22 protein-coding genes and 1 pseudogene are annotated in these 24,070 nt (G+C 44.9%); 20 read left to right on the top strand and 3 right to left on the bottom strand.

Features of this window, described 5'->3' with window-relative positions; all coding sequences use genetic code 11:
• The 3 genes from recQ (at window position 1) to DHAF_RS14610 (ending at window position 4,711) form a co-directional block, all read left to right on the top strand.
• Window positions 1-2,187 carry a DNA helicase RecQ gene (gene recQ, locus DHAF_RS14620; protein WP_015944298.1) on the top strand — a complete coding sequence of 729 codons (2,187 nt, stop codon included), beginning with the start codon at window positions 1-3 and terminating at the stop codon, window positions 2,185-2,187.
• 223 nt (window positions 2,188-2,410) lie between these two features.
• A complete protein-coding gene (locus DHAF_RS14615; protein WP_015944297.1) occupies window positions 2,411-3,742 on the top strand; it encodes a DEAD/DEAH box helicase in 1,332 nt (443 codons plus the stop codon).
• A gap of 264 nt (window positions 3,743-4,006) precedes the next feature.
• The gene (locus DHAF_RS14610; protein ID WP_005812180.1) at window positions 4,007-4,711 is read left to right on the top strand and encodes a TorD/DmsD family molecular chaperone; all 705 of its coding nucleotides are present in this window, start codon (window positions 4,007-4,009) and stop codon (window positions 4,709-4,711) included.
• 63 nt (window positions 4,712-4,774) lie between these two features.
• Here the strand turns inward: DHAF_RS14610 and DHAF_RS14605 are convergent, their stop codons facing one another.
• The gene (locus DHAF_RS14605; RefSeq protein ID WP_005812182.1) at window positions 4,775-6,097 is read right to left on the bottom strand and encodes a radical SAM protein; all 1,323 of its coding nucleotides are present in this window, start codon (window positions 6,095-6,097) and stop codon (window positions 4,775-4,777) included.
• A gap of 169 nt (window positions 6,098-6,266) precedes the next feature.
• Here DHAF_RS14605 and ytvI point away from each other — a divergent pair, with 169 nt between their 5' ends.
• The 9 genes from ytvI to DHAF_RS14565 all read left to right on the top strand — a co-directional run bounded on the left by ytvI (window position 6,267) and on the right by DHAF_RS14565 (window position 14,522).
• Window positions 6,267-7,331: a sporulation integral membrane protein YtvI gene (gene ytvI, locus DHAF_RS14600; protein WP_015944296.1), complete on the top strand. Its 1,065-nt coding sequence runs from the start codon at window positions 6,267-6,269 to the stop codon at window positions 7,329-7,331.
• Between the two features lie 158 nt (window positions 7,332-7,489).
• Window positions 7,490-8,737, top strand: a complete 1,248-nt coding sequence (locus DHAF_RS14595) for a hypothetical protein (protein WP_005812185.1) — start codon at window positions 7,490-7,492, stop codon at window positions 8,735-8,737.
• 75 nt (window positions 8,738-8,812) lie between these two features.
• Window positions 8,813-9,556, top strand: coding sequence for an ABC transporter ATP-binding protein (locus DHAF_RS14590; RefSeq protein WP_005812187.1), 744 nt, complete (start codon window positions 8,813-8,815; stop codon window positions 9,554-9,556).
• Window positions 9,525-10,277, top strand: a complete 753-nt coding sequence (locus tag DHAF_RS14585; RefSeq protein ID WP_005812189.1) for an ABC transporter permease — start codon at window positions 9,525-9,527, stop codon at window positions 10,275-10,277. Before DHAF_RS14590 ends, DHAF_RS14585 begins: the two co-directional genes overlap by 32 nt.
• Window positions 10,278-10,286: 9 nt before the next feature.
• Window positions 10,287-11,726, top strand: a complete 1,440-nt coding sequence (locus DHAF_RS14580; protein WP_015944295.1) for a sensor histidine kinase — start codon at window positions 10,287-10,289, stop codon at window positions 11,724-11,726.
• Between the two features lie 101 nt (window positions 11,727-11,827).
• Window positions 11,828-11,971 (top strand): hypothetical protein, encoded by a 144-nt coding sequence (locus tag DHAF_RS25915; RefSeq protein WP_157385261.1) that lies wholly within the window; start codon window positions 11,828-11,830, stop codon window positions 11,969-11,971.
• Between the two features lie 366 nt (window positions 11,972-12,337).
• A complete protein-coding gene (locus DHAF_RS14575) occupies window positions 12,338-13,288 on the top strand; it encodes an IS110 family RNA-guided transposase (RefSeq protein ID WP_035248859.1) in 951 nt (316 codons plus the stop codon).
• Window positions 13,289-13,374: 86 nt separating this feature from the next.
• Window positions 13,375-13,563 carry a hypothetical protein gene (locus DHAF_RS26440; RefSeq protein WP_242659887.1) on the top strand — a complete coding sequence of 63 codons (189 nt, stop codon included), beginning with the start codon at window positions 13,375-13,377 and terminating at the stop codon, window positions 13,561-13,563.
• Window positions 13,564-13,823: 260 nt separating this feature from the next.
• Window positions 13,824-14,522 (top strand): response regulator transcription factor, encoded by a 699-nt coding sequence (locus DHAF_RS14565; protein WP_011459873.1) that lies wholly within the window; start codon window positions 13,824-13,826, stop codon window positions 14,520-14,522.
• On the opposite strand, the gene DHAF_RS14560 is transcribed toward DHAF_RS14565, so the two are convergent.
• Window positions 14,519-14,875 (bottom strand): helix-turn-helix domain-containing protein, encoded by a 357-nt coding sequence (locus DHAF_RS14560; protein ID WP_005812196.1) that lies wholly within the window; start codon window positions 14,873-14,875, stop codon window positions 14,519-14,521. The genes DHAF_RS14565 and DHAF_RS14560 overlap by 4 nt on opposite strands.
• A 264-nt stretch (window positions 14,876-15,139) precedes the next feature.
• On the opposite strand from DHAF_RS14560, the gene DHAF_RS14555 reads away from it, so the two are divergent.
• The 8 genes and pseudogenes from DHAF_RS14555 (at window position 15,140) to DHAF_RS26685 (ending at window position 22,720) form a co-directional block, all read left to right on the top strand.
• Entirely contained in the window at window positions 15,140-16,153 is a 1,014-nt protein-coding gene (locus DHAF_RS14555) for a siderophore ABC transporter substrate-binding protein (protein ID WP_005812197.1), read from the top strand.
• A gap of 19 nt (window positions 16,154-16,172) precedes the next feature.
• Entirely contained in the window at window positions 16,173-17,186 is a 1,014-nt protein-coding gene (locus tag DHAF_RS14550) for an ABC transporter permease (protein ID WP_011459872.1), read from the top strand.
• The gene (locus DHAF_RS14545) at window positions 17,183-18,247 is read left to right on the top strand and encodes an iron chelate uptake ABC transporter family permease subunit (protein WP_005812200.1); all 1,065 of its coding nucleotides are present in this window, start codon (window positions 17,183-17,185) and stop codon (window positions 18,245-18,247) included. The genes DHAF_RS14550 and DHAF_RS14545 overlap by 4 nt, the downstream gene beginning before the upstream one ends.
• Entirely contained in the window at window positions 18,244-18,996 is a 753-nt protein-coding gene (locus tag DHAF_RS14540) for an iron ABC transporter ATP-binding protein (RefSeq protein WP_005812201.1), read from the top strand. The genes DHAF_RS14545 and DHAF_RS14540 overlap by 4 nt, the downstream gene beginning before the upstream one ends.
• Window positions 18,997-19,130: 134 nt before the next feature.
• Window positions 19,131-19,892 (top strand): nickel pincer cofactor biosynthesis protein LarB, encoded by a 762-nt coding sequence (gene larB / locus DHAF_RS14535; RefSeq protein ID WP_005812203.1) that lies wholly within the window; start codon window positions 19,131-19,133, stop codon window positions 19,890-19,892.
• Window positions 19,893-20,080: 188 nt separating this feature from the next.
• Window positions 20,081-21,100: a (Fe-S)-binding protein gene (locus DHAF_RS14530; RefSeq protein ID WP_005812204.1), complete on the top strand. Its 1,020-nt coding sequence runs from the start codon at window positions 20,081-20,083 to the stop codon at window positions 21,098-21,100.
• Window positions 21,097-22,299, top strand: coding sequence for an LUD domain-containing protein (locus tag DHAF_RS14525; RefSeq protein WP_005812206.1), 1,203 nt, complete (start codon window positions 21,097-21,099; stop codon window positions 22,297-22,299). Before DHAF_RS14530 ends, DHAF_RS14525 begins: the two co-directional genes overlap by 4 nt.
• A gap of 228 nt (window positions 22,300-22,527) precedes the next feature.
• A pseudogene (locus DHAF_RS26685) lies at window positions 22,528-22,720 on the top strand (hypothetical protein).
• Here DHAF_RS26685 and DHAF_RS14520 read toward each other — a convergent pair.
• Window positions 22,685-24,034: an MATE family efflux transporter gene (locus DHAF_RS14520; RefSeq protein ID WP_005812207.1), complete on the bottom strand. Its 1,350-nt coding sequence runs from the start codon at window positions 24,032-24,034 to the stop codon at window positions 22,685-22,687. The pseudogene DHAF_RS26685 and the gene DHAF_RS14520 sit on opposite strands and share 36 nt — an antisense overlap.
• Between the last annotated feature and the right edge of the window lie 36 nt (window positions 24,035-24,070).

Genomic DNA, 24,070 nt, shown 5'->3' with positions numbered 1-24,070 from the left:
ATGATGAATCAAGCGCTTAGTCTGCTTAAACGCTATTTCGGTTATTCTCAATTCCGCAAAGGTCAGGACAAGGTGATTCATAGTTTGCTCCAATCCTCAGATACTGTGGCGATTATGCCTACAGGGGCCGGAAAATCTTTATCCTACCAAATTCCGGCCCTGCTTTTTGATGGCGTTACCCTGGTCATTTCACCTCTGATCTCCCTGATGAAAGATCAAGTGGATTCCCTTCATGAGGCAGGTGTTCCCGCCACCTTTATCAACAGTTCTCTGTCGATGCAGGAAGTCTGGGAGAGGATCAACAAAGCCCGCCAGGGGAGATATAAGCTCCTTTATATTGCTCCTGAACGCCTGGAGGCTGAGAGCTTCTTAACCCTGTTGGAATCCTTGACTATCTCCTTTGTGGCTGTGGATGAGGCCCATTGTGTTTCCCAATGGGGACATGATTTCCGTCCCAGTTACCGAAAGATCGGCGCTTTTGTAGAATCCCTTCCCCATCGTCCCATTATAGGGGCCTTTACCGCTACGGCCACCCAAGAGGTCAGAGAAGATATCGTGAGTCTTTTAAAACTTGAGAGTCCTCAAGTGTTTGTAACGGGGTTTGATCGCCCCAACCTGAAATTTTCCACCTTGAAGGGAGAAAATAAAAAGGTCTTTATATCCACCTATTGTCTCCAGCATCGCAGCGAGTCGGGGATTATTTATGCGGCAACCCGCAAGGAAGTGGATCAGCTGCAAACTTATCTGAAAGGCAAGGGACTTTTAGTCGGCAAATATCATGCCGGGATGAGCGACCTGGACCGGCAAAAAGCTCAGGAAGCTTTTCTATATGACAAAACCCCTCTGATGGTGGCTACCAATGCCTTTGGCATGGGGATCGATAAGTCCAATGTGCGGTTTGTTATTCATTACAATATGCCGAAAAACATGGAGGCTTATTATCAGGAGGCGGGAAGAGCGGGACGGGACGGAGAACCGGCTGAGTGCATCCTGCTCTTTGCTCCCCAGGATGTGGTGCTGCAGCGGTATTTGATCGATAATAACACCTTTAACCCGGAGCGGAAGGTTAATGAACATAAAAAACTTCAGGACATGGCGGATTATTGTCATACGGCCCGTTGTTTGCGCAAGGAAATCCTGGAGTATTTCGGGGAAACCGAGATCCCGGCGGAGTGCGGGAACTGCGGCAATTGCACTGATGACTGGGATGTTGTTGATATTACAGTGGATACTCAGAAGATTCTCTCCTGTGTCCTGCGCATGGGGGAGCGTTTCGGGGTTAACCTGGTGGCGGAAGTTCTCAAAGGTTCCGGCAATAAGAAAATCATGGACTTTCGCTTCCATCAGTTGAGTACTTACGGGCTGATGAGCAAGCGCACGATTCAAGAGATTAAAGATCAGATCAACTACCTCATTGCCGAAGATTACTTGCGCTTGTCCACAGGAGAATATCCTGTGGTTAAGTGCGGCAGGAAAGCGGCACCGGTCCTGAAAGGAAATGAACAAGTATTGCAAAAGGTTCTGCGCAAAGCAAAGCTTCAGGAAGAGGAGAGCCTCACTTTATTTGACTACCTGAGAGGCTTGCGCCGGGAAGCGGCAGCTAAGGAAGGCTTGCCGCCGTATATGATTTTTCCCGATAGTACCTTAAGAGAAATGGCCGAATCCTGCCCGCGCAACCGTGCAGAGTTCCTGCGCCTGGGTGGGGTTGGGGAGAAAAAGCTGGAGAAGTACGGGGATATTTTCCTCCAAGGGATTGAGGAATTCTTCGGGAAGCAGGGGATAAATTCCTCTGAGACCATGGCAAGAACCCTGGCAAAGCCCCCGCTGGAGAAGGCACCTGAGTTACAGCCTGAACCGGCGGGACTGGAGGAGTCTCAGAAAAGTGAGAGCAAAATCCCCAGTCATCTGATCACCTATCGGCTCTATCAGGAAGGGAAATCCCTGGAGGAGATTGCCAAGCTTAGAAGTTATAAGGTGATCACTCTGCAGGACCATCTTCTGCGCGCTTTCAAGGAAGGGCAGCCCATCTCCTGGAGCGACTTTATTCCTGAGGATCAGGAACAGCTGATCCTGGCCGCCATTCAACAAGTAGGCATGGAAAAGCTGCGGCCGATCAAAGATGCTTTGCCGGCCGAGGTGGATTGGATGGCGATTAAATCGGTGATTGCCAAGAATTTCGGCACTTAGCCGTGAATCAAGATCAACTCATGGAGCGGATTGGCTGGTTGGAAACATCCTGTTTCCAACCTTTCTCTGTTGCGATCCTTTCGCGAAGTTTGGTATTCCCTGGCCTAAAGCCACCCACACTACTGCTTTCCGATAAAACAGGCTATAATGAACAATACTACCATCACGGGCAGTGCCTTTGGCAAAGCCTGGTTAATGAATAAAAGAAGAGGATATAACGAATATGGATAATATGGAAAGACCAGAGTCCTTTCAAGAATTAGGAATTCAGGCAGAGCTTGTGGAAGCCCTCGCGAAAGAGGGGATAGTTCAGCCTACCGAGATCCAAAAGAGCACCATACCGCTCATTCTAAACAACCGGGATGTTGCAGGCCAATCGGAAACCGGGTCGGGGAAGACCTTAGCCTATCTCCTGCCTGTTTTGCAAAAGATCGACCGGAATAAACGAGAGAATCAGGTATTGGTTCTTACCCCTACTCATGAACTGGCCTTGCAGGTTCAGCGGCAAATCCAGGATTTATCCCGGCATTTGGCTGCAACGATTACTTCCGCAGCCATAATTGGCAATGTTAATATCGCGCGGCAAATTGAGAAACTGAAGGAGAAGCCCCATATTATTGTAGGCTCTGCCGGCCGCATTCTGGAGCTTATCCAGAAAAGGAAGATATCGGCTCAATCTCTCAAGACCATTGTGCTTGATGAAGCCGATCAATTGCTTGATGAAAGAAATATCCAGACAGTCAAAGCTGTATTAAAGACGGCCTATAAGGACAGCCAGATCCTTTTGTTTTCGGCGACTCTATCTCAGGATGCCATAGAGCAGGCTGCCGGCTTTCTTAAGGATCCTGCAGTCCAGAGAATAACGATGAAGGCCACGGTTGTGCCGACGATTATTCATCAGCATTTTATGTGTGAGCAACGAGATAAACTGGAGCTTCTGCGTAAGCTGGTCCGGCATCTGGAGCCTGGGCGGGCTTTAATCTTTATCAATAAAACTGAAGAGATTGAGAAAACGGTGGAAAGGCTCAGCTATCATGGTTTGGATGCGGTGGCTATATCAGGAGCTTCTCAAAAGGAGAACCGCCGTCAAGCCATGGCGGATTTCCGCGCAGGGAAAACACAGCTGTTAGTGGCTTCTGATCTGGCGGCCAGAGGTCTTGATATTAAGAATATCACCCATATCTTTAATCTCGATATTCCGGAGGAGCCCCAACTTTACTTGCACCGGGTGGGTAGAACCGGACGAGCAGGACAGAGTGGGGTGGCTGTATCACTGGTAACTCAAAGAGAACTCCCTTTGTTGCATAAGATCGAAAATAGCTTGAAAATATCAATCCCATTGCGGAGACTGTCTTTCGGCAAAGTGATCAGTGAGAAAGAAGAGAAGGGACAGCAAACCAGGACCAGAACAAAGGCAGGGGCAGGGACTAAGACCGAGACTAAAGCAAAGGCAAAGCCCGAGGCTAAGACAAAGACTGAGGCTAAAGCTAAGACAAAGACCGGGGTTAAGGCTAAGACCAAGCCGCACAAAGCCAAAGCTCAACTTTATAAGTAATTCTTAGAAGCTCCTTATGAGAAGTCATAGGGGGCTTTTTTACGGAATTATAGGATACAACTCAGATAACATGTGGTAAAAGTGGGAAAAATAAGGGAATATTAATATTTCGTTAAGAATTTTTTATAAATAGTTAAGAAAAGCATGATAGGATACACAATATAAGAAGGAATTACCCTAATTTTAACATAGATGTAGAAATTTATTTTCAAATGCCGGATAGAGAAGAAAGAATATAAAAGCTGGGGAGAAGGTGTAAAGAATATGGTGGATATGGATATTGATGAAACCATAGGAGTAACCTTTGCAGAATCCCACTTTCCTGAAGTCAGGAAGCTTATGTACCAAACGATAAACCTAGGTTTTTTCAGCCCGCCCAGTGTGGAATTGCTTAAAGCTATCATTGAAGAGAAGCTGTTTGAGTCTTTACCATTGGAAATCAATAGAGAAGGCTTCCAACAAGGTCTCGCTCTGTTAAGAGCTTGGTTTGCTTCCCTTGATGAGCGGAATCTGGAAGACAGGGCAGCACAATTGAATGAGGACTATAATAAGCTGTTTGTTGATCCTTGCCAACTGCTTGCTCCACCTTGGGAGTCTGTTTACCGCACTGAGGAAAGAGCAACCGCTGACCTTACCACCCTGAAGGTGCGGGAGTTCTATGGCCGCCATGGCTTGGCATATGTACTGAAACACAAGGAGCCGGAGGATCATTACAGCGTAGAGCTGGAATTTATGGCTGAATTAATACGCCGTCAGTCTTATTATTTAAGGACAGGAATTGTCAAGGAAGCACTTTATTTGTTCAAAGAGCAGCAAAGATTCTTAGAGGAACACCTATTAAAGTGGAGTTTAGACTTTACTTTAAGCGTGATCCAGAATGCGCACACAGAGTATTTTCAGGGGATGGCTCTATTAGCTCACGAGTTTCTGATGTGGGATTATGACCTGTTGACGAGAAAGGGCTCTTGAAAGTTAAATTTCAAAGAGCCCTTTTATGCTTGGCTTATATCATTAATGTTTTGGCTATCCGAGTCAGATATCCTTTGACAGGTCAAAGTCTTTGGGATAAGTTCTATCGATTTTCAACTCCCGCAGATACTTGCCATCTTCCCGTACTTCCATGACATTGGAGGAGATGCCGATTTCAATATCAAGGTCCTTGAGGAGCTTGATCTGACTGACGTGGAATTCCAGATAATTATAATCGGCATTGAATTGAGATTGGGTCACGTTTTTCTTTTTGAATATTTTCTTGACTTTAGAAATATCCTCGCCGAAGACTTTTGCCGATTTAAAGAAATAGTCTCTTGGGGAAAAGAACATAAGCGAGGACACTTTTTGTCCGTAATTTTGCTGATAGATTTGTCCGGTTTGTTTATTCTCTAAAGAACAGTAGTGGACGCCCAGCTGCAGCTTTTCTTCCAGGGCGAAGGCCATTAAATCCAGGCATTCCAGTTCGCTGCGGGAGATGGGCAGCCCGCCGGCATACCAATAGTCGTAAAGGACTTTAAAGGGAGGGTTTTTCACCTTATAACCCCGTTTTATAAACTCATCGGCATTGTTAAAGGGAAAACAAAACTCCAAGAGATTAATGCCGGAGATGCCGATGCGGTCGAGTTCAAGGAGAACTTCCTTCATTTCGGCAAAGCTTCCCGGCAAAACAGGCATTTCTACCATAACATCGGGGATAAATTCCTTGCTTAAAGCAATCCTCTCATAGACTTCCTGCTTGAGGCGTTCAGGGTCTTCCATTTTAATGCTGAAACGAATTTCACTGAGACCGGCGTCTTTGAGGTCCTGAAGGATTTCCCGGTCGAGAAAATCTCCGGATGTATAGAGACGGGTATGGGTTTTGGGGGATTTTTCCTTAGCCAGACGGAAAAAATCCAGCATTTCTTTTTTATGCAACAGGGGTTCTCCTCCTGTTAAAGCCAAGTGAGTTAATTTAGGGCCGTGTTTGAGATGTTGAGTGAGCTCACTTACCAGATCTCTTTTGTTATGAGTGAAATGTTCGTAATCCTCCTGATTGGGATTAAAACAAAAATAACAGTTACGGTGACACATCAGGGAGACATACATTGTCACTGTGCCGACACCTTTTTGACAGGCTTCACAGGCTGAGGAGATCCAGGTGTTGACGATACTTTTATCAGAGTTACGGAAAACTCCCTGCATTTGCTTGATTTTTTCCAGTTTGGCGGCGGTCTCTTTTTCAAGGTTTTCATCCAGGGCCATGCCCGTTTGCTTGATTTGATCAATAAAATGATCATAGACCCGGGCATAAATCTGAGCATACTGGGAGAACTCCGGGTTTCTGATTTGAGAAAGGTTTTGCTTAGTCGTTTCGATGATCATACATAACTCCTTTTTACGAAAAAATCCTTAGTTTAAGGTAAGCAGGACTGCCTTTATTAACACTATATTAACACATTATAACCTTCTTGTTATTTCATTGCAAAAGGTGCACATATACCCTAAAATGAGTGATAAGTACATTTTTCGCAGATAGGAGAGAATGCCTTACATGAAAGAATTTGCCAAGAAAGTAGCGGTAACACTGCTTGTTATCATAGCCTTTATTTTGATTCCCTTGGTTGCTTATTATGCTTTGCCTCATTTTGCTCCCTTTATCTTTGCTCTGGTGTTTGCTCTGCTTTTGGAACCTTTCAATCAATGGCTCATGAAATGGCCGAAGATCAATCGGCCTGTTGCCGCTAATATTTCCTATTTTGTGTTTCTGGGCGGCTTCCTGCTGCTGGCGTATTTCTTGATTACCAAGATCACAAGTGAGGCTTATGAATTAATCAAGTTCATCCAACGCAATATTCCTAATATCCAGTTTTGGTTTAATGATGCTAATCAGCGCATCAATGAATTGATCATGGTGTTGCCCCCTGAGATGGTGGCACAGATCAATCAAACGATTACCGGCTTTGCCAACCAATTATCCAGTATCAATTTACTGTCCACCTGGGGGGCCCAAACCATATCCATAACGGCGTCTATTCCCATCTTTTTCATTACCTTACTCATCTTCTTTATTGCTCTTTATATGATTAATTTGAATCTGCATCATATTAGTCAACGCTTTTTTTCCTATTTCAAGAAGGAGTCGAAGCCCAAGGCTATTGCTGTGCTCTCGGATTTGCGCAATGCGACCATTGGCTTTCTAAAGGCTCAAGTGGTGTTGAGCACCTTCACCTATATTGTGAGCCTCGGGGGGCTCTTGATCTTAGACATGCGTTATGCCTTGGTATTGGCGCTTTTGATTGTGATTGTCGATATTTTACCCATCCTCGGCACAGGCTCCGTTCTCGTTCCCTGGGGAATCGTCTTAATTACTCTGGGGGATATTTTCAGCGGCCTTGGTCTGATTCTTCTCTTTATTGTGATCACAGTATTGCGCAAGATTATTGAACCGAAAATTCTCGGGGAAAGAATTGGTCTGGGTCCTTTATCAACTTTGATTTCTATTTGGGTAGGCTTCAAGGTGATGGGAGTTTTAGGTGTCTTCCTGGCGCCGCTGCTGATCATTTTCTATAAAGCTTTAGTCAAAGCAAAGGTAATCCAATATCGTTTCAGCATTTAGCCGGATTCATTCCGGCTTCGCTTTTATTATTATGGAGCAAGTTTATTAATGCTAATAGTTAGTTTATACTTTATTTAGAATCTGTTTACGAAAAGTCAAGACACGAAGGTTAGAATAAAGCTAAGGGAAGCTTCCACAAAGTAAAAGGAGGAATCAATGTGAAATTAAAAAAGAAAACAGCAATCATTGCCGGTTTTACCATAGGCGCTTTGCTGTTTGCCACCACAGCCTTTGCCGATATCGTCAGCAAAAGCGGCTATGATCAACTCAAGGATGGCATAAAGATGACTGCGGAAAAGGCCGGCAGCGAGTATAGCAATTATACTATTGAAATGACCGCAGTACTTAAAGCTGATGGAAAAGTCCTGCAATCCGAAAGCTCGGTAGAGAAAACTGATCGGATCAAGAATGCTACGGAAAGTACCAATACTTCTGAGGACTTCCAAGGCCAGGTGTTCAATCATTATTATTATAATGACAATAACACCACGATTCGCAAAAGTAAGGGTGACAACAAGATCTATGTGGGGGAATATCCGGAGGGACGGAATTTTCAGGCCTTTGATAATCCTTTTGCCGAAGACGAGTTTGAAGATGTGGAACGGATCATCGATGCCGTCGTGGGAAGTCTGAAAGATCATGTGATTGTCAAGGAAAATCCCGACGGCTCAAAGGAATTGTCAGGATCTCTTTCGGAAATGCAGATTCCTACCTTGATCAATGCCGTATCCTCCTTTGCAATCAAGCAAGAATTTCATGATTCCAGAATGGAGAATGGCTGGCCACGGATGACCAAAGATATCGCCGTGAAGGAAGTGACAGGCTCCGCCAGCATTGATGAAGCAGGAGCGTTGCAGAATCTGCTGGCTCAGGCAACCATAACCGGTAAAGATGCGGACGGTCAGGTTCATGAGTTGACTGTCGAAGTTTTGGGCACTATTAAAGATATCAATACTACTGTTGTCACGAAACCGGATCTTACCGGCCAGGAAGTGGTCAAAGATATCATTAAGGATCGCAATGTGATGAGCAATCCTCAGAAATTTGTGGGGACCTTTAAGAATGATATCATTACGGAAAAAGACGGACGACTGGTGAAAGCCGGGGAGAGAATCCTGGAGATCACCAATATTGATCAAAATGGCATCACCGGCCGCTATCAGGAAGTATATAAAGCGGACTACGTAAGCTCAGTCAATAAGAGCGAAGACTTCACCTTTAATGCGAAGTTCTTAAGTGAGGATATGCGTGACGCAAGCTTTGAAGGCTCCGCCGGAGAGGGAAGCAACAGGGAAGGGCATATTTACCTTGATAACTATATGGGTAAAATAAACTTCTATATCAATAACGATTATTCGAATATGAACCTGATGTATGACTCAACCTTTAATCCGGTTTTGGAATAATTAGCGCAAAATAGCTTGAGCTGCCGGAGTGGGACTCCGGCAGCTCCTTTAGGGGCTTCATTTGGAGGTTAGCATATGGAAAAAGTCATTGAGATTCAAAATCTCACGAAGCTTTATAAGAATGGTCGTGGTATCAACGATCTCAGTCTGGATATTTATGAAGGCGAGATTTTCGGTTTTCTTGGTCCCAATGGCGCAGGGAAGACCACGGCCATGAAAATTATGACAGGATTGATTGCTCCGGATCGGGGTGATGTTAAGATATTTGGTCACAGTATACTGGAAGATTATGAAAAAGCAATGGCTCATGTGGGCTGTATCATTGAAATACCGGAGACCTATCCTTATCTCAGCGCTTACGATAATCTCAGACAACTGGCCCGGTTTTATCCGGATGTGGATGGGCAACGAATCGAAGAAGTCCTGGAATTAACGGGAATGCTCCGCTATAAGAATGAGAAGCCGAAACGGTTCTCTCTGGGTATGAAACAACGCCTGGGACTTTCGGCGGCCATTCTGTCCCGGCCTAAAGTGGTTATTCTTGATGAGCCTTTAAACGGTCTTGATGTCGAAGGAATGATCGATATCCGCAAGTTGATTTTATATTTGGCCGAACAGGAGCGGACCACTTTTTTTATCTCCAGTCATTTAATTCACGATGTGGAATTAACCTGTAACAAGATTGGCGTTATTTATAACGGGATGCTTCTCAATGTTCAGACCACTGAAGATATTCTAAAAAATTACGCCACCCTGGAGAATTATTTTGTGAGTGAGGTAGAGCGCAATGGCCGTGTTTCAAGCAGCATTAATCAATGAACTTGAGAAATTACGCAAGAAAAAGAAAGTAATGGTGGCGGTTATTCTTTCTTTGCTGGTGATTGTCGTAGGGCAGCTTTTGGTCTTAGGGGTTCGCTTAGGGTTTGGTATTCGCGGAGCAGGCAGCGCGGATTTTTCCATGCTGGTCCTGTCGGTGGCTGTTAATACTCTTCTGCCTCTCTTTGCGGCCTTGGTAGCCATTGACAGCTTCTCCGGAGAGTTTGCTCAAAATACCATGCGTATAACCTTGACAAGGCCTGTGAGCCGTTTTAAGCTGTTTTCAGCGAAAGTATCGGCTATCGGTATCTTTATCTTAGCCAATCTGGGCCTCTTGCTGCTCTTTTCTTTATTGGCAGGGTTTGTATTTGACGGCGGTACGATGAGTTTCAAAGGGATATGGCAAAGCACACTCTCCTACACAGTAAGCTTTATTCCTTTATTTGTATTGGCCTTAGGCATCGTTTTCCTGGCTAATGTTCTGAAGAGCGGTATTTCGGTTTTTTTCGTATCGATTTTAGCCTTCATTCTTTTTAAAGGCCTGGGCATGCTTTTTTCTCAATATTCCGGAATTCTTCTGACATCCTATTTTGATTGGTATAATCTTTGGTTGGCCAACTCATTTCCCCTGATGAAGATAATACGGCAATTCCTCTTGATGTTGGGATATGCTCTGCTGTTTTTTACAGGAGCCTACTATCTTTTTGACAAAAAAGAATTTTAAGGTGACAGGATGAATCTGAAAGGACGACTTATTTCAGCCAATGCTTTAACCGTAATCCTCCCGGTGATGATTACGGTTATTAGCGCTATGGCTTATATTTATATTGCCGGCAAGCTGGCGGATACAGAGCAGGCCATTCACAATACTCAGGAGGTTGCTCAGCTGACTATGGAATTAGTCGGCCGTGAGAATAGTGTTCTTCGCCAAAATCCTGAGAAAATCAAGGACAGCTCCTTTCAAAAGGAGCTCCAGGCGCGGATGGATATCCTGGATGGTGAAGTCGTGGTGCTGGAAGGGGAAAGGGTGCTTTTTTCCTCCCACAACTTAACGGCCATCGATGTAGTTAAATTGAAGAAACCGGCGATACAATTCCGCAGTGCCCGGGTGGATTTGGGAACCCAGTCTTACACTGTTCAGTCCTTTGATGTATCTCGTGACGAGGCGCAAGCGGAGAAGCAAACTACCCTCTATCTCCTTGTTCCGATCAATCCGGCCTCCTTTGATATGACGAATTTTTTAATCTTTAGCGGCTTGGTATTTCTTTTGTCTTTTATCGGCGCCAATTCCATTGCCTCCTACTATTTTTCTTTGCGAATTCTTACCCCCCTTAACAACCTGCAGAAAGCGGCCATGGAAATCACTTTAGGCAATTTGGATTATGAAATCGTCGAAGAAGGGGACCAAGAGGTGCGGGAACTATGCCGCGACCTTGAGCGCATGCGTATTCAGTTAAAGAATTCTGTGCATACCCAGCTTAAGTATGAGGATAACCGCAAGATGCTCATATCCAGTATTTCTCACGACTTAAAGACCCCGGTGACCTCCATTAAAGGCTATGTGGAAGGGCTGTTGGACGGTATTGCCAATTCTCCGGAAAAGAAAGAAAAATACTTAAAGACGATTTACCGCAAGGCGGAGCAAGTGGATACTATGATCGACGACTTGCTGCTCTATGCCAAACTGGATCTTAACCAAATTCCCTTTAGTTTTGAAAAAACCAACATCGGGGAATTTTTAGATGACGGACTTCAGGAAATAGAACCGGAGATGGAGAGAAACGGGATTAAAATTCTCTTCGAATCTGAGCTTACCTCAGCTCAGGAAATTCCCCTGGATCGGGAACGCATGATGCGGGTCATTCTGAATATCATCGATAATTCCCGTAAGTATATGGATAAAGAAGAGGGTGTCATCACCCTATCCTTGCGGGAAACCCATTCCAGCGTCATCATCGAAATTAAGGATAATGGCCGGGGGATACCGAAAAAAGATGTGGCTCAGATCTTTGAGCGGTTTTATCGCTCGGATACGGCCCGCACTGAAATCAAAGGCAGCGGACTGGGCCTGGCTATCGCCAAACAGATCGTGGAAGGGCATGAAGGCCGGATATGGGCTGTCAGCCGGGAGGGTAAAGGGACCAGTGTGCTGATCTCGCTGCCCCGGAGCTGAGGGGGCAGTCTCCAGGATTTTGCTTTACACCGCTCGCTTAAATCCGCTCCCTTTTGTAAAGCAAAATCCTTGGGCTGCTTCTCGGGCTTCAGGGTTTAGGCTTGAGAAAGGCGTTGATGGATAAGGCTGTTTCGGCAGCTTTCGCCGATGCCGCTGGCGGCATGACCGGCGGCTACAGGAAGAATCTTGAGAAGGTCTCGTCTCGAGGAGATCCCAAAAAGATCGCCAGAAGGCCTAAAATGTGAGCTGAAAAGACCTGCAAGCCGTAGCTTTGCCCACAAAAGGGAACGGCTTTAGCGGAGGAGCGACCGGGCCAACGAAGCCTTCTTAACATAGCGAAGCCACGGTTAACATGCAGAAACACTTATGAAATTTCATTTCACAGAGGGGAATGAAAATAGGCGAAGGCTTTTCCTAACAGCATTAAACTGAGATAATCATAGTAAGGTGGGTGCTGTTAGCCGTTTGCTTTATGGTGGATGATACCCCGATGCAGAAACTGGTTCCAACAACATTTAAGCACAGAAGATTGTGCCACGAGCACGGGTAAGAAATTTCAAGTAGGCTTGTTGTTGGACGCACTCACCTACGTTATTAGGAGGTGATCTTCAATGGATGCTATTCTGGAATGCTGCGCGGGACTGGATGTTCATCAAGAAACGGTGGTAGCCTGTATCCTCTTTGGTTCCTTGGAATCTAAGCCTAAAAAGACGATCCGGACGTTTAGTACGACCACATCTGACCTTCTGGCGCTTACCGATTGGTTGGAAGAAGAGAAATGCTCGCATGTCGCCATGGAAAGTACCGGAGTGTATTGGAAACCGGTTTGGAATATTCTTGAGGCAGGGTCGTTTCAACTGAGTTTGGCCAATGCTCAACGCATTAAGAACCTACCCGGGCGGAAAACGGACGTCAAAGATGCGGAATGGATTGCCCAACTTCTTCGAAGCGGATTAATTGAAGGAAGCTTTGTACCACCGGCGGAAATCCGTGATCTGAGAGACTTAACCCGATATCGGAAAAAACTCCTTCAGGATGCAACCCAAGAGAAAAACCGCATTCATAAAATTTTGCAGGATGCCAATATCAAGATCACCACCTATATTTCCGATATTTTCGGGGTTTCAGGACGCAATATTATGGAGTCCCTGATGGATGGAGAAGTGATTACCGTAGAAAAGCTTAACCAGATGGTGAAAGGTAAGGTTAAAAGCAAGATACCGGGTTTAGCGGATGCTTTAAATCATCGACTGCGGAGCCATCACCGGGACATGATTCGATATTCATGGAGTCACTTGAAGTTTTTAGAACAGAGCCTGATTAACGTGGAGCAGAAAATAAGTGAATGTATGGCTCCATACCAGCAAGAGGTCGAGCTATTAACCTCAATACCCGGTATAAATCAGACGTCTTCAGCGATCATGATCGCTGAGTTGGGGGCAGATATGTCTGTCTTTCCTACAGATAGTCAGCTGTCTTCCTGGGCTGGAGTATCACCCGGCAATAATGAAAGCGCAGGTAAAAAAAAAGAGGGAGTGTTTCCGCAGGAAACAAAGCGTTAAAAGCGGTATTATGTGAATGCGCATGGGCTGCTTCTAAAGTAAAAAACTCTCGTTTATCCGCAACCTATTGGCGATGGGTTAAACGGATGGGTAAAAAGAAGGCTTTACTGGCTCTGGGCCATCTGATTCTTCGGATTGCCTATCGGATTTTAGTGACGAGAGAAACCTATAGGGAACTCGGAACAGAATACATGATGGAGCGTGAGAGACAGAAGGAACAGCGTCTCATCAGACAACTTCAAGCAAAGGGCTATCAGGTTTTACAAGCCAGCTGAAGAATAACCCAATGCAAAGTAGGAATCTATTTTCGTAAGAAAGCAGCGGGGTTTGGCGTAGCTGTTAAGAAGGCGAGTTGGCCAGCTCCGGAGCTATGGAGTGACTGTTGTGGGTGAAGCTACGCGACCCAGATATTTTCACCATAAGAATACCTGAGGATTCAGGGGAAGTATACCCAAGGATTCAGGAGAGAATACCCAAGGACACAGGAAGACACTACCCAAAGACACAAGAAGACACTACTCAAGGAGGGCCAAACATGAAACGCATTTTAATCGTCGAGGATGACTCCAGTATTGCTGAGCTGGAAAGAGATTATCTGGAGGTGGCAGGTTTTGATGTCACTCTCTCCACGGACGGAGTAGAAGGGTTGAGAGCTATCCAGAACAATGAATTCGACTTAATCATTCTCGACATCATGCTGCCCGGCTTAGATGGACTGGAAATTCTCAAGAGTATGAAAGAGGATAAGGATATTCCCGTTTTATTGGTCTCAGCCAAAAAAGAGGAGATCGATAAGATCAAAGGCTTAAGCCTGGGAGCTGATGACTATATCACGAAGCCCTTCAGTCCGGGGGAGCTGGTGGCCCGGGTCAAAGCCCATATTGAAAATTATGAACGGCTTAAAGAACGCTTTAATGCTGGGATCAAAAAGCGCCAATCCATTACCATCCGGGGGCTGAAAATCGAAAAAGACTCACGGCGAGTCTTTGTTAACCATCAGGAAGTGAACCTTGCCCAGAAAGAATTTGACTTGCTGTTATATTTAGCGCAAAACCCCAACCGGGTTTTTGGCAGGGAAGAGCTTTTTGAGCGGATCTGGGGATTGGAATCATTAGGAGATTCGGCAACGGTTACTGTGCATATTGCCCGGATTCGCGAGAAAACGGAGATAGACCCTTCCAAGCCCCAATATATTGAAACCGTCTGGGGAGCAGGCTATCGTTTTCGAGTTTAGCTTTCCCTTTCTTTGCGATACTTAAGGGGAGTGGTTCCCAAATGCTGTTTAAATGCCTTGATAAAGTAATTAGGGTTATTGTAGCCCAGAGCAAGGGCGATATCGAGAATGGATAATTCAGTTTCCAGCAACAGCTGTTTACCTTGTTCAATGCGCAGCTCGTTGACGAATTTGGTGTAGGTCGTACCCATATGGTGCTTAAACAGCTTGCAAAAATAGGATTTGTTGAGATTGAGATGCTCGGTGACCCTTTCCAGGCTTAATTCTTCGTTGAGGTTTTGATAAGTAAAATCGACGGCTTTTTTTACATGAGGACTATAAACCGGTGGGTTTATAGTTCTTTTTTTGTCCATGAGCGCCTCCTTTTAACCCGTTTAGTTCAAATAAGAAAAGTACATAACTTCACCTGGGAAAAACAAATTTAGTTAAGATTTTTAGGGATGAGTGATGATATAGTCTTAAACAAGCGTTAATGACAATGATAATTATTATCACTAATTTCTTTGAATATACCAAATTGCAATTGCCAACGTCAAGAAAAAAAGTGAGCCATTCGCCAGAAAATTTGACCCATTAACGCCGGTAAAGAAAACCTTGGATTAAAAGGAGAGAGATGAATGAGAAAATCTAAATTTTTTAAATCAGCTGTTATTATAGCAACTTTTGCTTTGATGCTGACAGCTTGCACAAATTCAAGCAATCAAACGGTTAACCCTCAAGGCAATGATCAAGTAAGCGAAGCTTCAACAGTTGAAATCACTGATGTTCATGGAACCGTTACTGTTCCTGTAAATCCCAAGAATGTGGTTGCTTTGGACAATAGAACATTTGAAACTTTATCTGATTGGGGAATTGAATTAGCGGCTGTGCCAAAGCCTGTAATGCCTGCGGATTCCCCCTATGTAAAGGATGAGTCAGTTCAGGATATTGGCAGTCATGGTGAACCAAATCTTGAAATTATAGCAGCTGTAGACCCTGAACTTGTCATTGTTGGTCAGAGATTTGCCAGATTTTATGACGATATCAAAAAGCTAGTGCCCAATGCAGCTGTTATTGATCTTAATTTTGATGTTTCTACAGAAGCGGATGCACCTGGAGAAAACTTAGTCAATGGACTTAAGGATTCTACAATCGCTTTGGGGCAAATTTTCGATAAAAATAAAGAGGCTGAACAATTGGTAGCTGATTTTGATCAAGCTATCGCAGAGGCTAAGTCTGCCTATAATGGGACGGATACAGTGATGAGTGTTGTGGTTTCCGGTGGAAATATTGGCTTTTCAGCTCCTCATTCCGGACGTGTTTGGGGACCAATGTATGAAATTTTTGGCTGGACTCCGGCATTAAAAATTGACGGTGCCTCTTCAGATCACCAAGGTGATGATGTGTCTGTTGAAGCTATTGCCCAAAGTAATCCTGATTGGATTTTTGTACTGGATCGTGATGCTGCAGTATCTTCGATGACTGATGCAGTTCCGGCTCAGGATGTCATCGATAAATCACCTGCTCTGCAAAAAACAACTGCTGTTTCTAAAGGGCAGATAGTTTATGCGCCAAAAGATACTTACACAAATGAATCAATACAAACTTATCTGGAGTTATTTGAAGAACTTGCCAAGGCTTTAACTAAGTAGTATAAAGGAGTACAACATAGTGCCGGGGAATACCATACAAAAAATGGCTGGGGCTGAGAATTCTCAGCCCCAGCGTTATAATCACAATAAAATATGGACAAAACCGTTTGCATTGGCGGTTCTGGCTGTTGTTGCTGTCGGTATTATATCATTGTTTACTGGAGTTTATGACATAAAAGGACAAGCGGATGGAAGGGAAATGTTTTTCATAACCCGTGTGCCAAGAACAGCGGCACTAATGCTTACGGGAGCTGCCATGGCCATGTCAGGACTGGTAATGCAGCTTGTTACACAGAACCGTCTGGTTGAACCTACTACAACAGGAACCATTGAATGGGCGGGTTTGGGGCTTGTTTTTGTTTATTTGTTTTTTCCTGCACCAACTTTGGTGCAGAGAATGACGGGTGCCATCATTTTTTCTTTTGTAGGGACGATGATTTTCTTTTTGTTCTTAAGAAGAGTTAAACTGCGTTCGTCTTTAATTGTTCCGATTATTGGGATGATGCTGGGAGCAGTTATTTCTGCAGTTTCCACTTTTGTTGGTCTGGTTTTTCATATGACGCAAAATATTGAAACCTGGTTTGTAGGTTCATTTGCACCGGTTCAAATTGGCAGGTATGAATACCTATGGCTGATTATTATTGCTACTGTTCTTATTTTCATCTATGCTGATCGATTGACCTTAGCTGGGCTGGGGGAAGATGTTACAAAAAGTCTTGGCTTAAATTATAATAGGATAGTTCTTCTGGGTACTGCCCTTATTTCCTTTGCAGTTGGCATTGTGGCAGCTGTTATTGGCAATTTGCCCTTTTTAGGTTTAATTGTCCCTAACATTGTTTCTATGTACAGAGGTGATGATCTTAGAAGTAATTTGCCTTGGGTATGTGTGTTGGGAATGGGGACGATAACACTTTGTGACATAATTTCTCGAATAATCATCATGCCTTTTGAAGTGCCTGTCTCTTTGATACTTGGAACAGTGGGAGCAGTCCTGTTTATTGCTATTTTATTGAGACAAAGGAGGCTAAGATGAGCGAATTAGTCTATAGTCATAAAGAAAACAGCGAAATCGACTCTAGCCTTCATAATAAAGAAAGATCAGCCAGGGCTTTTCGTTCTAAGAAAGAGGAAAAACGTTATTGGATTTTGCTGATAACATTGATTGCTTTGGGGATTTTTGCTAGCTATGGACTTTTGGTTTATAACAATCCGGTTCCGGTAGATTCCCCTTCTTTTATCCCGGTTGTTAAACGAAGGCTGGTAGCTCTTGTTGCCATGATCATTGCGGCAGTCTGTCAGAGTTTGTCGACGGTTGCTTTCCAATCGATTACGAATAATAGGATTATCACCCCTTCACTTTTAGGTTTTGAAGCACTTTACGCAACAATTCATACGAGTACAATATTTTTCTTTGGTGCTGGTGCCTTTATAGGTTTTAATGGTGTTGGCTCCTTTGTATTTCAAGTTGTGGCTATGGTCTTGATGTGTTTGATACTTTATGGCTGGTTGCTTTCTGGAAAGTATGGAAATTTACAACTTATGCTTTTGGTTGGAGTTATTATTGGCACCGGGCTGAAGTCTTTATCATCTTTTATGAGAAGGCTGCTTGCGCCGTCTGAATTTGATATTTTATTGACCAGATTGTTTGGTTCGGTTAATAATGCGGATGCTGGATACTTTCCTGTGGCCATTCCCGTTGTCATCATTGCGTCACTGCTTCTCCTTGCTTATTCTAAAAAATTAAATGTATTGTCTCTGGGCAAGAATGCCAGCACTTCTTTGGGGGTTAATCAGCAATTCAGCGTCATTTATACCCTTATATTAGTTGCTGTTTTGATGTCAATTTCCACGGCTCTGGTCGGACCGCTTACTTTCTATGGATTTTTAGTGGCAACCTTGTGTTATCAGGCGGCACCAACTTATGATCACAGATATATTTTTCCCATGGCTCTTGCCATAGGATTTTTGATCATAACGGCTGCCTACTTCTTTATGTATCATATATTCAATGCTCAAGGCGTGGTTTCAATTATTATCGAGTTGTTTGGCGGCATAACATTTTTAATTGTGATTTTAAGGAAGGGAACGTTATGATTAAGATTGATCAGGTTAAAAAGGTGTATACCGATGAGGTGAAAATAGGACCTTTGCATATTAATATACCCAAAGCCGGTCTTACTTCATTAATTGGACCCAATGGTGCTGGCAAGTCTACGACACTTTTGATGATCGGAAGACTTTTGGATATGGATGAAGGCCAAATTAAGGTGGCCAATATGGATGTTTCTGAATCCAAGTCAGCAGATTTAGCCAAAGTTTTGACTATTTTACGACAAGAAAATCACTTTGTAACGAGGCTTACGGTCAGACAATTAGTTGGATTTGGACGTTTCCCTTATTCAAAGGGAAGATTAACGAAAGAGGATGAGGCGATTATTTCTAAATATATCGATTTTTTAGGTTTGACTGATCTGGAAAGTAGATATTTAGATGAGCTTTCCGGTGGTCAAAGGCAAAGGGCCTATGTAGCCATGGTTTTGTGTCAGGAGACTGAATATGTGCTTTTGGATGAGCCGCTGAACAATCTCGATGTTGCCCGTTCTGTGCAAATGATGGAGCATTTGCGGCATGCCGCTAATGAATTCGGCAGAACAATTTTGACTGTTCTTCATGATATAAATTTCGCCGCCAAATATTCTGACCGAATTTGTGCTATGAAAGATGGGCAAATTGCCGCTTTTGGAACAGTGGAAGAGGTGATGGACCCGGAAGTTTTGACAGATATTTTCGAAACGAAAATCGAAATTATCGCTGGTCCTCATGGGCCGGTAGCGATTTATTAGTTATAATTTAAAACCTTGATTGGAGAAATGTCAGAAGGGGCGGCTCATACGATGAGCTGTCTCTTCTATTTTTTAATTTTTAATCCCCGCCTAAATGTGCTATAATTTACCATCATTGGTCATGGAGGTAAGGGATGAACGAAGAACAATTGAGAGCATTATTGCAGGGAGTAAAGGATGGTCAGATATCCTGCGACAGTGCCCTGCTGGAGCTTAAAAATCTGCCTTATGAAGATTTGGGGTTTGCCAAAGTAGATCATCACCGGGCTTTGCGCAATGGGTTTCCTGAAGTCGTCTTTTGTCAGGGGAAAGCGAAGGAGCATATTATTGAGATTTTAGCGAATCTTGGTCAGCGTAGTCATAATATCCTGGCCACCCGGGCCACCCCTGAAGTCTATGCAGCGGTGCAGGCCGCTATTCCTGAGGCTTCCTATTCCGAGCTGGCCCGTGTCATCACCATTGTTAAAGAAGCGATTCCCAAGAGAGGGAGAGTTCTGGTCTTAAGTGCGGGGACAGCGGATTTGCCGGTAGCGGAGGAGGCGGCCATAACGGCGGAGATCATGGGGTGTGGGGTAGAGCGGTTATACGATGTCGGTGTGGCGGGCATTCACCGGCTTTTCGATAATAAAGAGAGGCTGGATGAGGCTCAGGTGCTGATTGTTGTGGCCGGTATGGAAGGGGCCCTGGCCAGTGTGGTGGGCGGGTTAACCGATAAGCCGGTGATTGCTGTTCCTACCAGTGTCGGCTATGGGGCCAGTTTCGGAGGGTTAGCCGCTTTGCTGGCTATGCTGAACAGCTGTTCAGCCGGAATAGGAGTGGTTAACATCGACAATGGCTTTGGAGCCGGAGTTTTAGCCAACTCCATTATTCGAGCCATCCACGCTGGGGAAGTATGATGTACATTAAAAAATAAAGCTATACTTTATGTGTTGAAAAAAGGGAATGAGCTATAGTATAATTCTCTTTGTATCCATTCTCTAGGTAATTATGGTGTAATAATACATAATACATAGAGACTTTGTGTTTACAAGGACATCTCGTTTTAAGTAATCTATAATTATACGATCAGCGGAGAAGGCGGTGGATGATAGTGGCAACCAATCCTATTGAAATGCCGACAACGGTGGAGCGCAAGATGCCACCTGTATTAGAATTAATTCGCGGTAATATTGTCAAATACGGAAATCCTTTAGCTCTCAAGGGAAGCGAAGTTTCTTCCTGGGCTAAGGAACTTAAGTTACCTAAGACTGGGAATCTTCTTTTTTACACCGGTGGTGAGTATCAGCTTCTTCCCTATATAGACTCCCTGGTGAAAACCATGACCGTAATGGATCCCAACAGCGCCGGATTTTCTATGCTGATGGGTGTGCGGAACATTGTAGAAAAAACAGGCATCGCCCCTGAGAAGATCTATGCTTCCGTACTGGCTTCAGATAAGGAGCGCTTTAATCAAGTCTCCTTAAAAGCGGCGCGGATTCTGCAAAGTTTGGGCTATGATCTATGTTATTCAGGGGATGAAGAACTTTACAGCGGGGCTTTGTTGTATGAACTGGGGTATTGGGATGACTTTGCCGCTTATGCCCAAAAGGTCACTAAAGTTCTTAAAGGAACCCAGGCCAAGACCATCGTTTGCCTTTCTCCTCATGCCGCGGAAGTCATAAAAATTATGTATCCCAAATTCGGAGTTCATCATGATCTTGAAGTAAAGACTTTTGTTGAGCTGGTATGGGAACAAAGGCACAAATTGCCAAAAATAGCTGCACAGCAATCCGTTGTCATCCATGATTCCTGCCGGCTTGCCCGTGACTTAGGGGTTACAGAAGAGATAAGGGAGATCCTGGATGCCATGGGGGTTGAATTCAAGGAACCCATGCGCAACCGTGCCTGGACAACCTGTTGCGGCGGTCCCAATAAATTTATGTTCCCTGAGCTGTCTCATACTATAGCGGAAAGACGGGTTGGGGAGCTGCAGGACACAGGAGCGGACCTCATCTTAACCTCTTGTCCGTACTGTCTATCTTCTTTGCAAGGTGCCATAGCTAAAAAGGACCAACATGGCATTGCCGACTTGATCGAATTCTTATATAAGGGGATAGTGGGATGAGAAAAGAATTTAAAGAGTACTCCAAAGAGATCGATCGTGCCAAGCATGATGAGAATATTCGCAAAGCCATCTCCCGGGCGGTAAAAGCCTATCGTGAAACCACGGACAGCACCATGGAGCGTTTTCCCCATACGCCGGCTCTCGCCGAAGAAGTGCGGGAGATCAAACGCCGTTCTGTCGCTCAGCGGCAGGAACTTCTTGCTCAGGCTATGGAGGCGGTTGAACGCAATAAAGGGAAAGCCTTCTATGCCAAGGATAAACAGGAAGCCTTAGTGATGGCCGCGGAGATCATTGGTAAAGGGAAAACTGTCGTTAAGGGCAAAAGCATGTTAGGGGAAGAACTCCATCTCCGGGAGTACTTAGAGGAAGAGGGCATTGAAGTTTGGGAAACGGATCTCGGGGAATTCATTTTGCAGCTGAAAAAAGATCGTCCCATGCATATCCTTTCCCCAGCGATTCATGTTCCCCGGGAAAAGGTGGCGGAAATCTTTACCCAATTCTTTGGCAAAGAAGTGGAACCTGATATTGCCAAAGAGGTGGCCATTGTCCGGGAGTTTATGCGTGAAAAATATTTTACCGCTGATGTGGGCATCAGTTCGGCCAATGTGGTGGCGGCCGACACCGGGGCTTTTGTGATCATTGAAAATGAAGGCAATGTGCGCTTGTCAACAGCGGTTCCTCCGGTTCACCTGATGATTGTAGGAACCGAGAAATTGGTGCCTACCTTCCAGGAAGCGATGAAAGTCGCTGAAGTGACCTGGCGGTATGCCCAGTATGGTGTGCCTTCTTATGTCAATATCGTCACCGGGCCAAGCAAAACCGGGGATATCGAAAAAGTGACCACTTACGGTGCCCACGGTCCCAAAGAGTTTTATGTCATCTTCGTCGATAACGGCCGGGAGAAAATGGCTGTGGATGATGACTTCAAACAAGCATCCCATTGCCTGCGCTGTGGAGGCTGCATGTATGAATGTCCTGTCTTCCAAATCACGGCAGGAACCTTTGGTGAAACGTATCTGGGCGGTATCGGCACCATCTGGAATGTCTTTACCTCCGGAGGATTAGAAGCTACCGCACCGCAAATCCATACCTGTCTGCGCTGCGGGCGCTGTGTGGAGCGTTGCCCCATGCAGATCGATGTGCCCAATATGATCGGGGAATTAAGAAATCGCCTGGCAAGCGGCGAAGTGATCGAGTAAAATCGGCCAAAGCTTCCTGGAGCGACAGGAAATCTGATAGCAAAAGAAAATCCCCTTGGATTATGGAATGCCATAATCCAAGGGGATTCTTTTTGCATGTTTGGACTTCTATGCAGCTTAACTGAACCTTCAGACCCGAAAAGCAGCCCAAGGATTTTGATGTACACAAGGGAGCGAATTTAAGCGAGTGGAAACAAAACTTCGCGAAAAGCATGCAGCGGAGAAAGGTTGGAAACAGGACGTTTCCAACCGGCTATGAGGCAGGAGCCGATTTAGCCGGGACCCTTTCGGAGCGGAGAGCTTGAGCGTTAGTTTTGTCCGCGCAGCTTATGGAGCGAACGGTGTAAAGCAAAATCCTGGAGAATCAGCTCGCGGGCACTTGGGATTAAACAGCGACCTGACGACGCAGAATATACCTTAACCTAAGCAATAGGCAGCAAGCGTTGGTAGTAATTCCTGAAATCAGGCCAATCCAGAAGCCAAAGGCTCCAAAGCTGGTATAGGCCGCCAAAAAGTAACCAATCGGCAGGGCAATGAACCAATAGGAGATGAGGGAAGTGATAAAAGGAAGGTTGACATCCTTATAACCGCGCAGAATTCCTTGAATGGGTGTAGCCAGGGCATCGGAAAACTGAAAGAAGATGGCATAAATGAGAAACTGTTTGGCCAGGAGGATCACATCCCATTCCTTGGAATAGAGCCAGGCCACTTGCTCTTTGAACAGAAAAAGCAGGAGAGCGGTGAGAAGTGCTATGGAGAAGGAAAAAGCCAACCCGATCAAGGAATACTGGCGGGCGTCATGATAGCGGCGAGCCCCTACTTCAAATCCGACCAGAATCGTTAAAGCCATAGAGAAGCTTAAAGGAATCATGTAGATCATGGAGGCAAAATTCATGGCGCCTTGATGGGCGGCTATAGTTACAGTATTAAACCGGCTCATAAGCAAGGTTACCGCGCAAAACATGCCGGTCTCGAAGAAAATAGAAAAGCCGATGGGGATGCCGATTTTCAATTGTTTCAGCCAGGTTTTCCAGGAGAGTGGAGGGAGGCGCTTGAAGAGCGCAAATTCTTTGAAATAGGGATGACGGTGAATAATGAACAAAGCAATGAGCATCAAGCAATAATACGTCATCGAGGTGGCTATACCGGCTCCTATGCCGCCAAAGGCCGGCAGACCAAATTTGCCAAAGATGAATATATAATTGAGGCAGATATTAATAGGCAGGGATAGGAGAGTGATCAGCATGGTAATTCGTGTATAGCCTAACGCATCAATGAAGCTCCGCAGCACTTGGTGCACAAAATAGGGAGGAATGCCAAAAGCTATGGCCAGAAGATAGCCTCGTGCTATAAAACGCACCTGGGGCTCCAGATTCATAAGGGAGAGCAGTCCATCCAAGCTCATGGCTCCCGCCACAATTAAAAGGAAAGCGATGGCCAGAGCCAGATAAATTCCTTGCAGGACATTGTAAGGAACCTCGTTCCTTCTTTTGGCGCCTAATAAATGTCCGACGATAGGTGTGATCGCAATTAATATCCCGCCTAATCCAGTGCTGGCAGGTGCCCATAGACTGGCGCCGATGGCAACTCCAGCCAGATCGACGGAGCTGGCTTGTCCCGACATTGCTGTGTCAAAAAAAGACATGGAGAACAAAGCAACCTGGGAAATCAGAATTGGCAGAAGAATATGGATGAATTGGTGAACTTTTAGCTTTATTGTAGTGATTTGCTCCATAAAAACAGGATCCCTTCCTAAAAATTACGCCAGAAT

It is taken from the genome of Desulfitobacterium hafniense DCB-2, assembly GCF_000021925.1.
In the GTDB taxonomy this organism is placed as follows: domain Bacteria; phylum Bacillota; class Desulfitobacteriia; order Desulfitobacteriales; family Desulfitobacteriaceae; genus Desulfitobacterium; species Desulfitobacterium hafniense.
Note: the sequence above shows the minus strand (reverse complement) of the source record. Positions and strands in the feature narration are given on the sequence as shown.

Coding starts and splice junctions, on each gene's coding strand:
- recQ (WP_015944298.1), top strand. CDS start 1: ATGATGAATCAAGCGCTTAGTCTGCTTAAACGCTATTTCGGTTATTCT.
- DHAF_RS14615 (WP_015944297.1), top strand. CDS start 2,411: ATGGATAATATGGAAAGACCAGAGTCCTTTCAAGAATTAGGAATTCAG.
- DHAF_RS14610 (WP_005812180.1), top strand. CDS start 4,007: ATGGTGGATATGGATATTGATGAAACCATAGGAGTAACCTTTGCAGAA.
- DHAF_RS14605 (WP_005812182.1), bottom strand. CDS start 6,097: ATGATCATCGAAACGACTAAGCAAAACCTTTCTCAAATCAGAAACCCG.
- ytvI (WP_015944296.1), top strand. CDS start 6,267: ATGAAAGAATTTGCCAAGAAAGTAGCGGTAACACTGCTTGTTATCATA.
- DHAF_RS14590 (WP_005812187.1), top strand. CDS start 8,813: ATGGAAAAAGTCATTGAGATTCAAAATCTCACGAAGCTTTATAAGAAT.
- DHAF_RS14585 (WP_005812189.1), top strand. CDS start 9,525: ATGGCCGTGTTTCAAGCAGCATTAATCAATGAACTTGAGAAATTACGC.
- DHAF_RS14580 (WP_015944295.1), top strand. CDS start 10,287: ATGAATCTGAAAGGACGACTTATTTCAGCCAATGCTTTAACCGTAATC.
- DHAF_RS14575 (WP_035248859.1), top strand. CDS start 12,338: ATGGATGCTATTCTGGAATGCTGCGCGGGACTGGATGTTCATCAAGAA.
- DHAF_RS26440 (WP_242659887.1), top strand. CDS start 13,375: ATGGGTAAAAAGAAGGCTTTACTGGCTCTGGGCCATCTGATTCTTCGG.
- DHAF_RS14565 (WP_011459873.1), top strand. CDS start 13,824: ATGAAACGCATTTTAATCGTCGAGGATGACTCCAGTATTGCTGAGCTG.
- DHAF_RS14560 (WP_005812196.1), bottom strand. CDS start 14,875: ATGGACAAAAAAAGAACTATAAACCCACCGGTTTATAGTCCTCATGTA.
- DHAF_RS14555 (WP_005812197.1), top strand. CDS start 15,140: ATGAGAAAATCTAAATTTTTTAAATCAGCTGTTATTATAGCAACTTTT.
- DHAF_RS14545 (WP_005812200.1), top strand. CDS start 17,183: ATGAGCGAATTAGTCTATAGTCATAAAGAAAACAGCGAAATCGACTCT.
- DHAF_RS14540 (WP_005812201.1), top strand. CDS start 18,244: ATGATTAAGATTGATCAGGTTAAAAAGGTGTATACCGATGAGGTGAAA.
- larB (WP_005812203.1), top strand. CDS start 19,131: ATGAACGAAGAACAATTGAGAGCATTATTGCAGGGAGTAAAGGATGGT.
- DHAF_RS14530 (WP_005812204.1), top strand. CDS start 20,081: ATGATAGTGGCAACCAATCCTATTGAAATGCCGACAACGGTGGAGCGC.
- DHAF_RS14525 (WP_005812206.1), top strand. CDS start 21,097: ATGAGAAAAGAATTTAAAGAGTACTCCAAAGAGATCGATCGTGCCAAG.
- DHAF_RS14520 (WP_005812207.1), bottom strand. CDS start 24,034: ATGGAGCAAATCACTACAATAAAGCTAAAAGTTCACCAATTCATCCAT.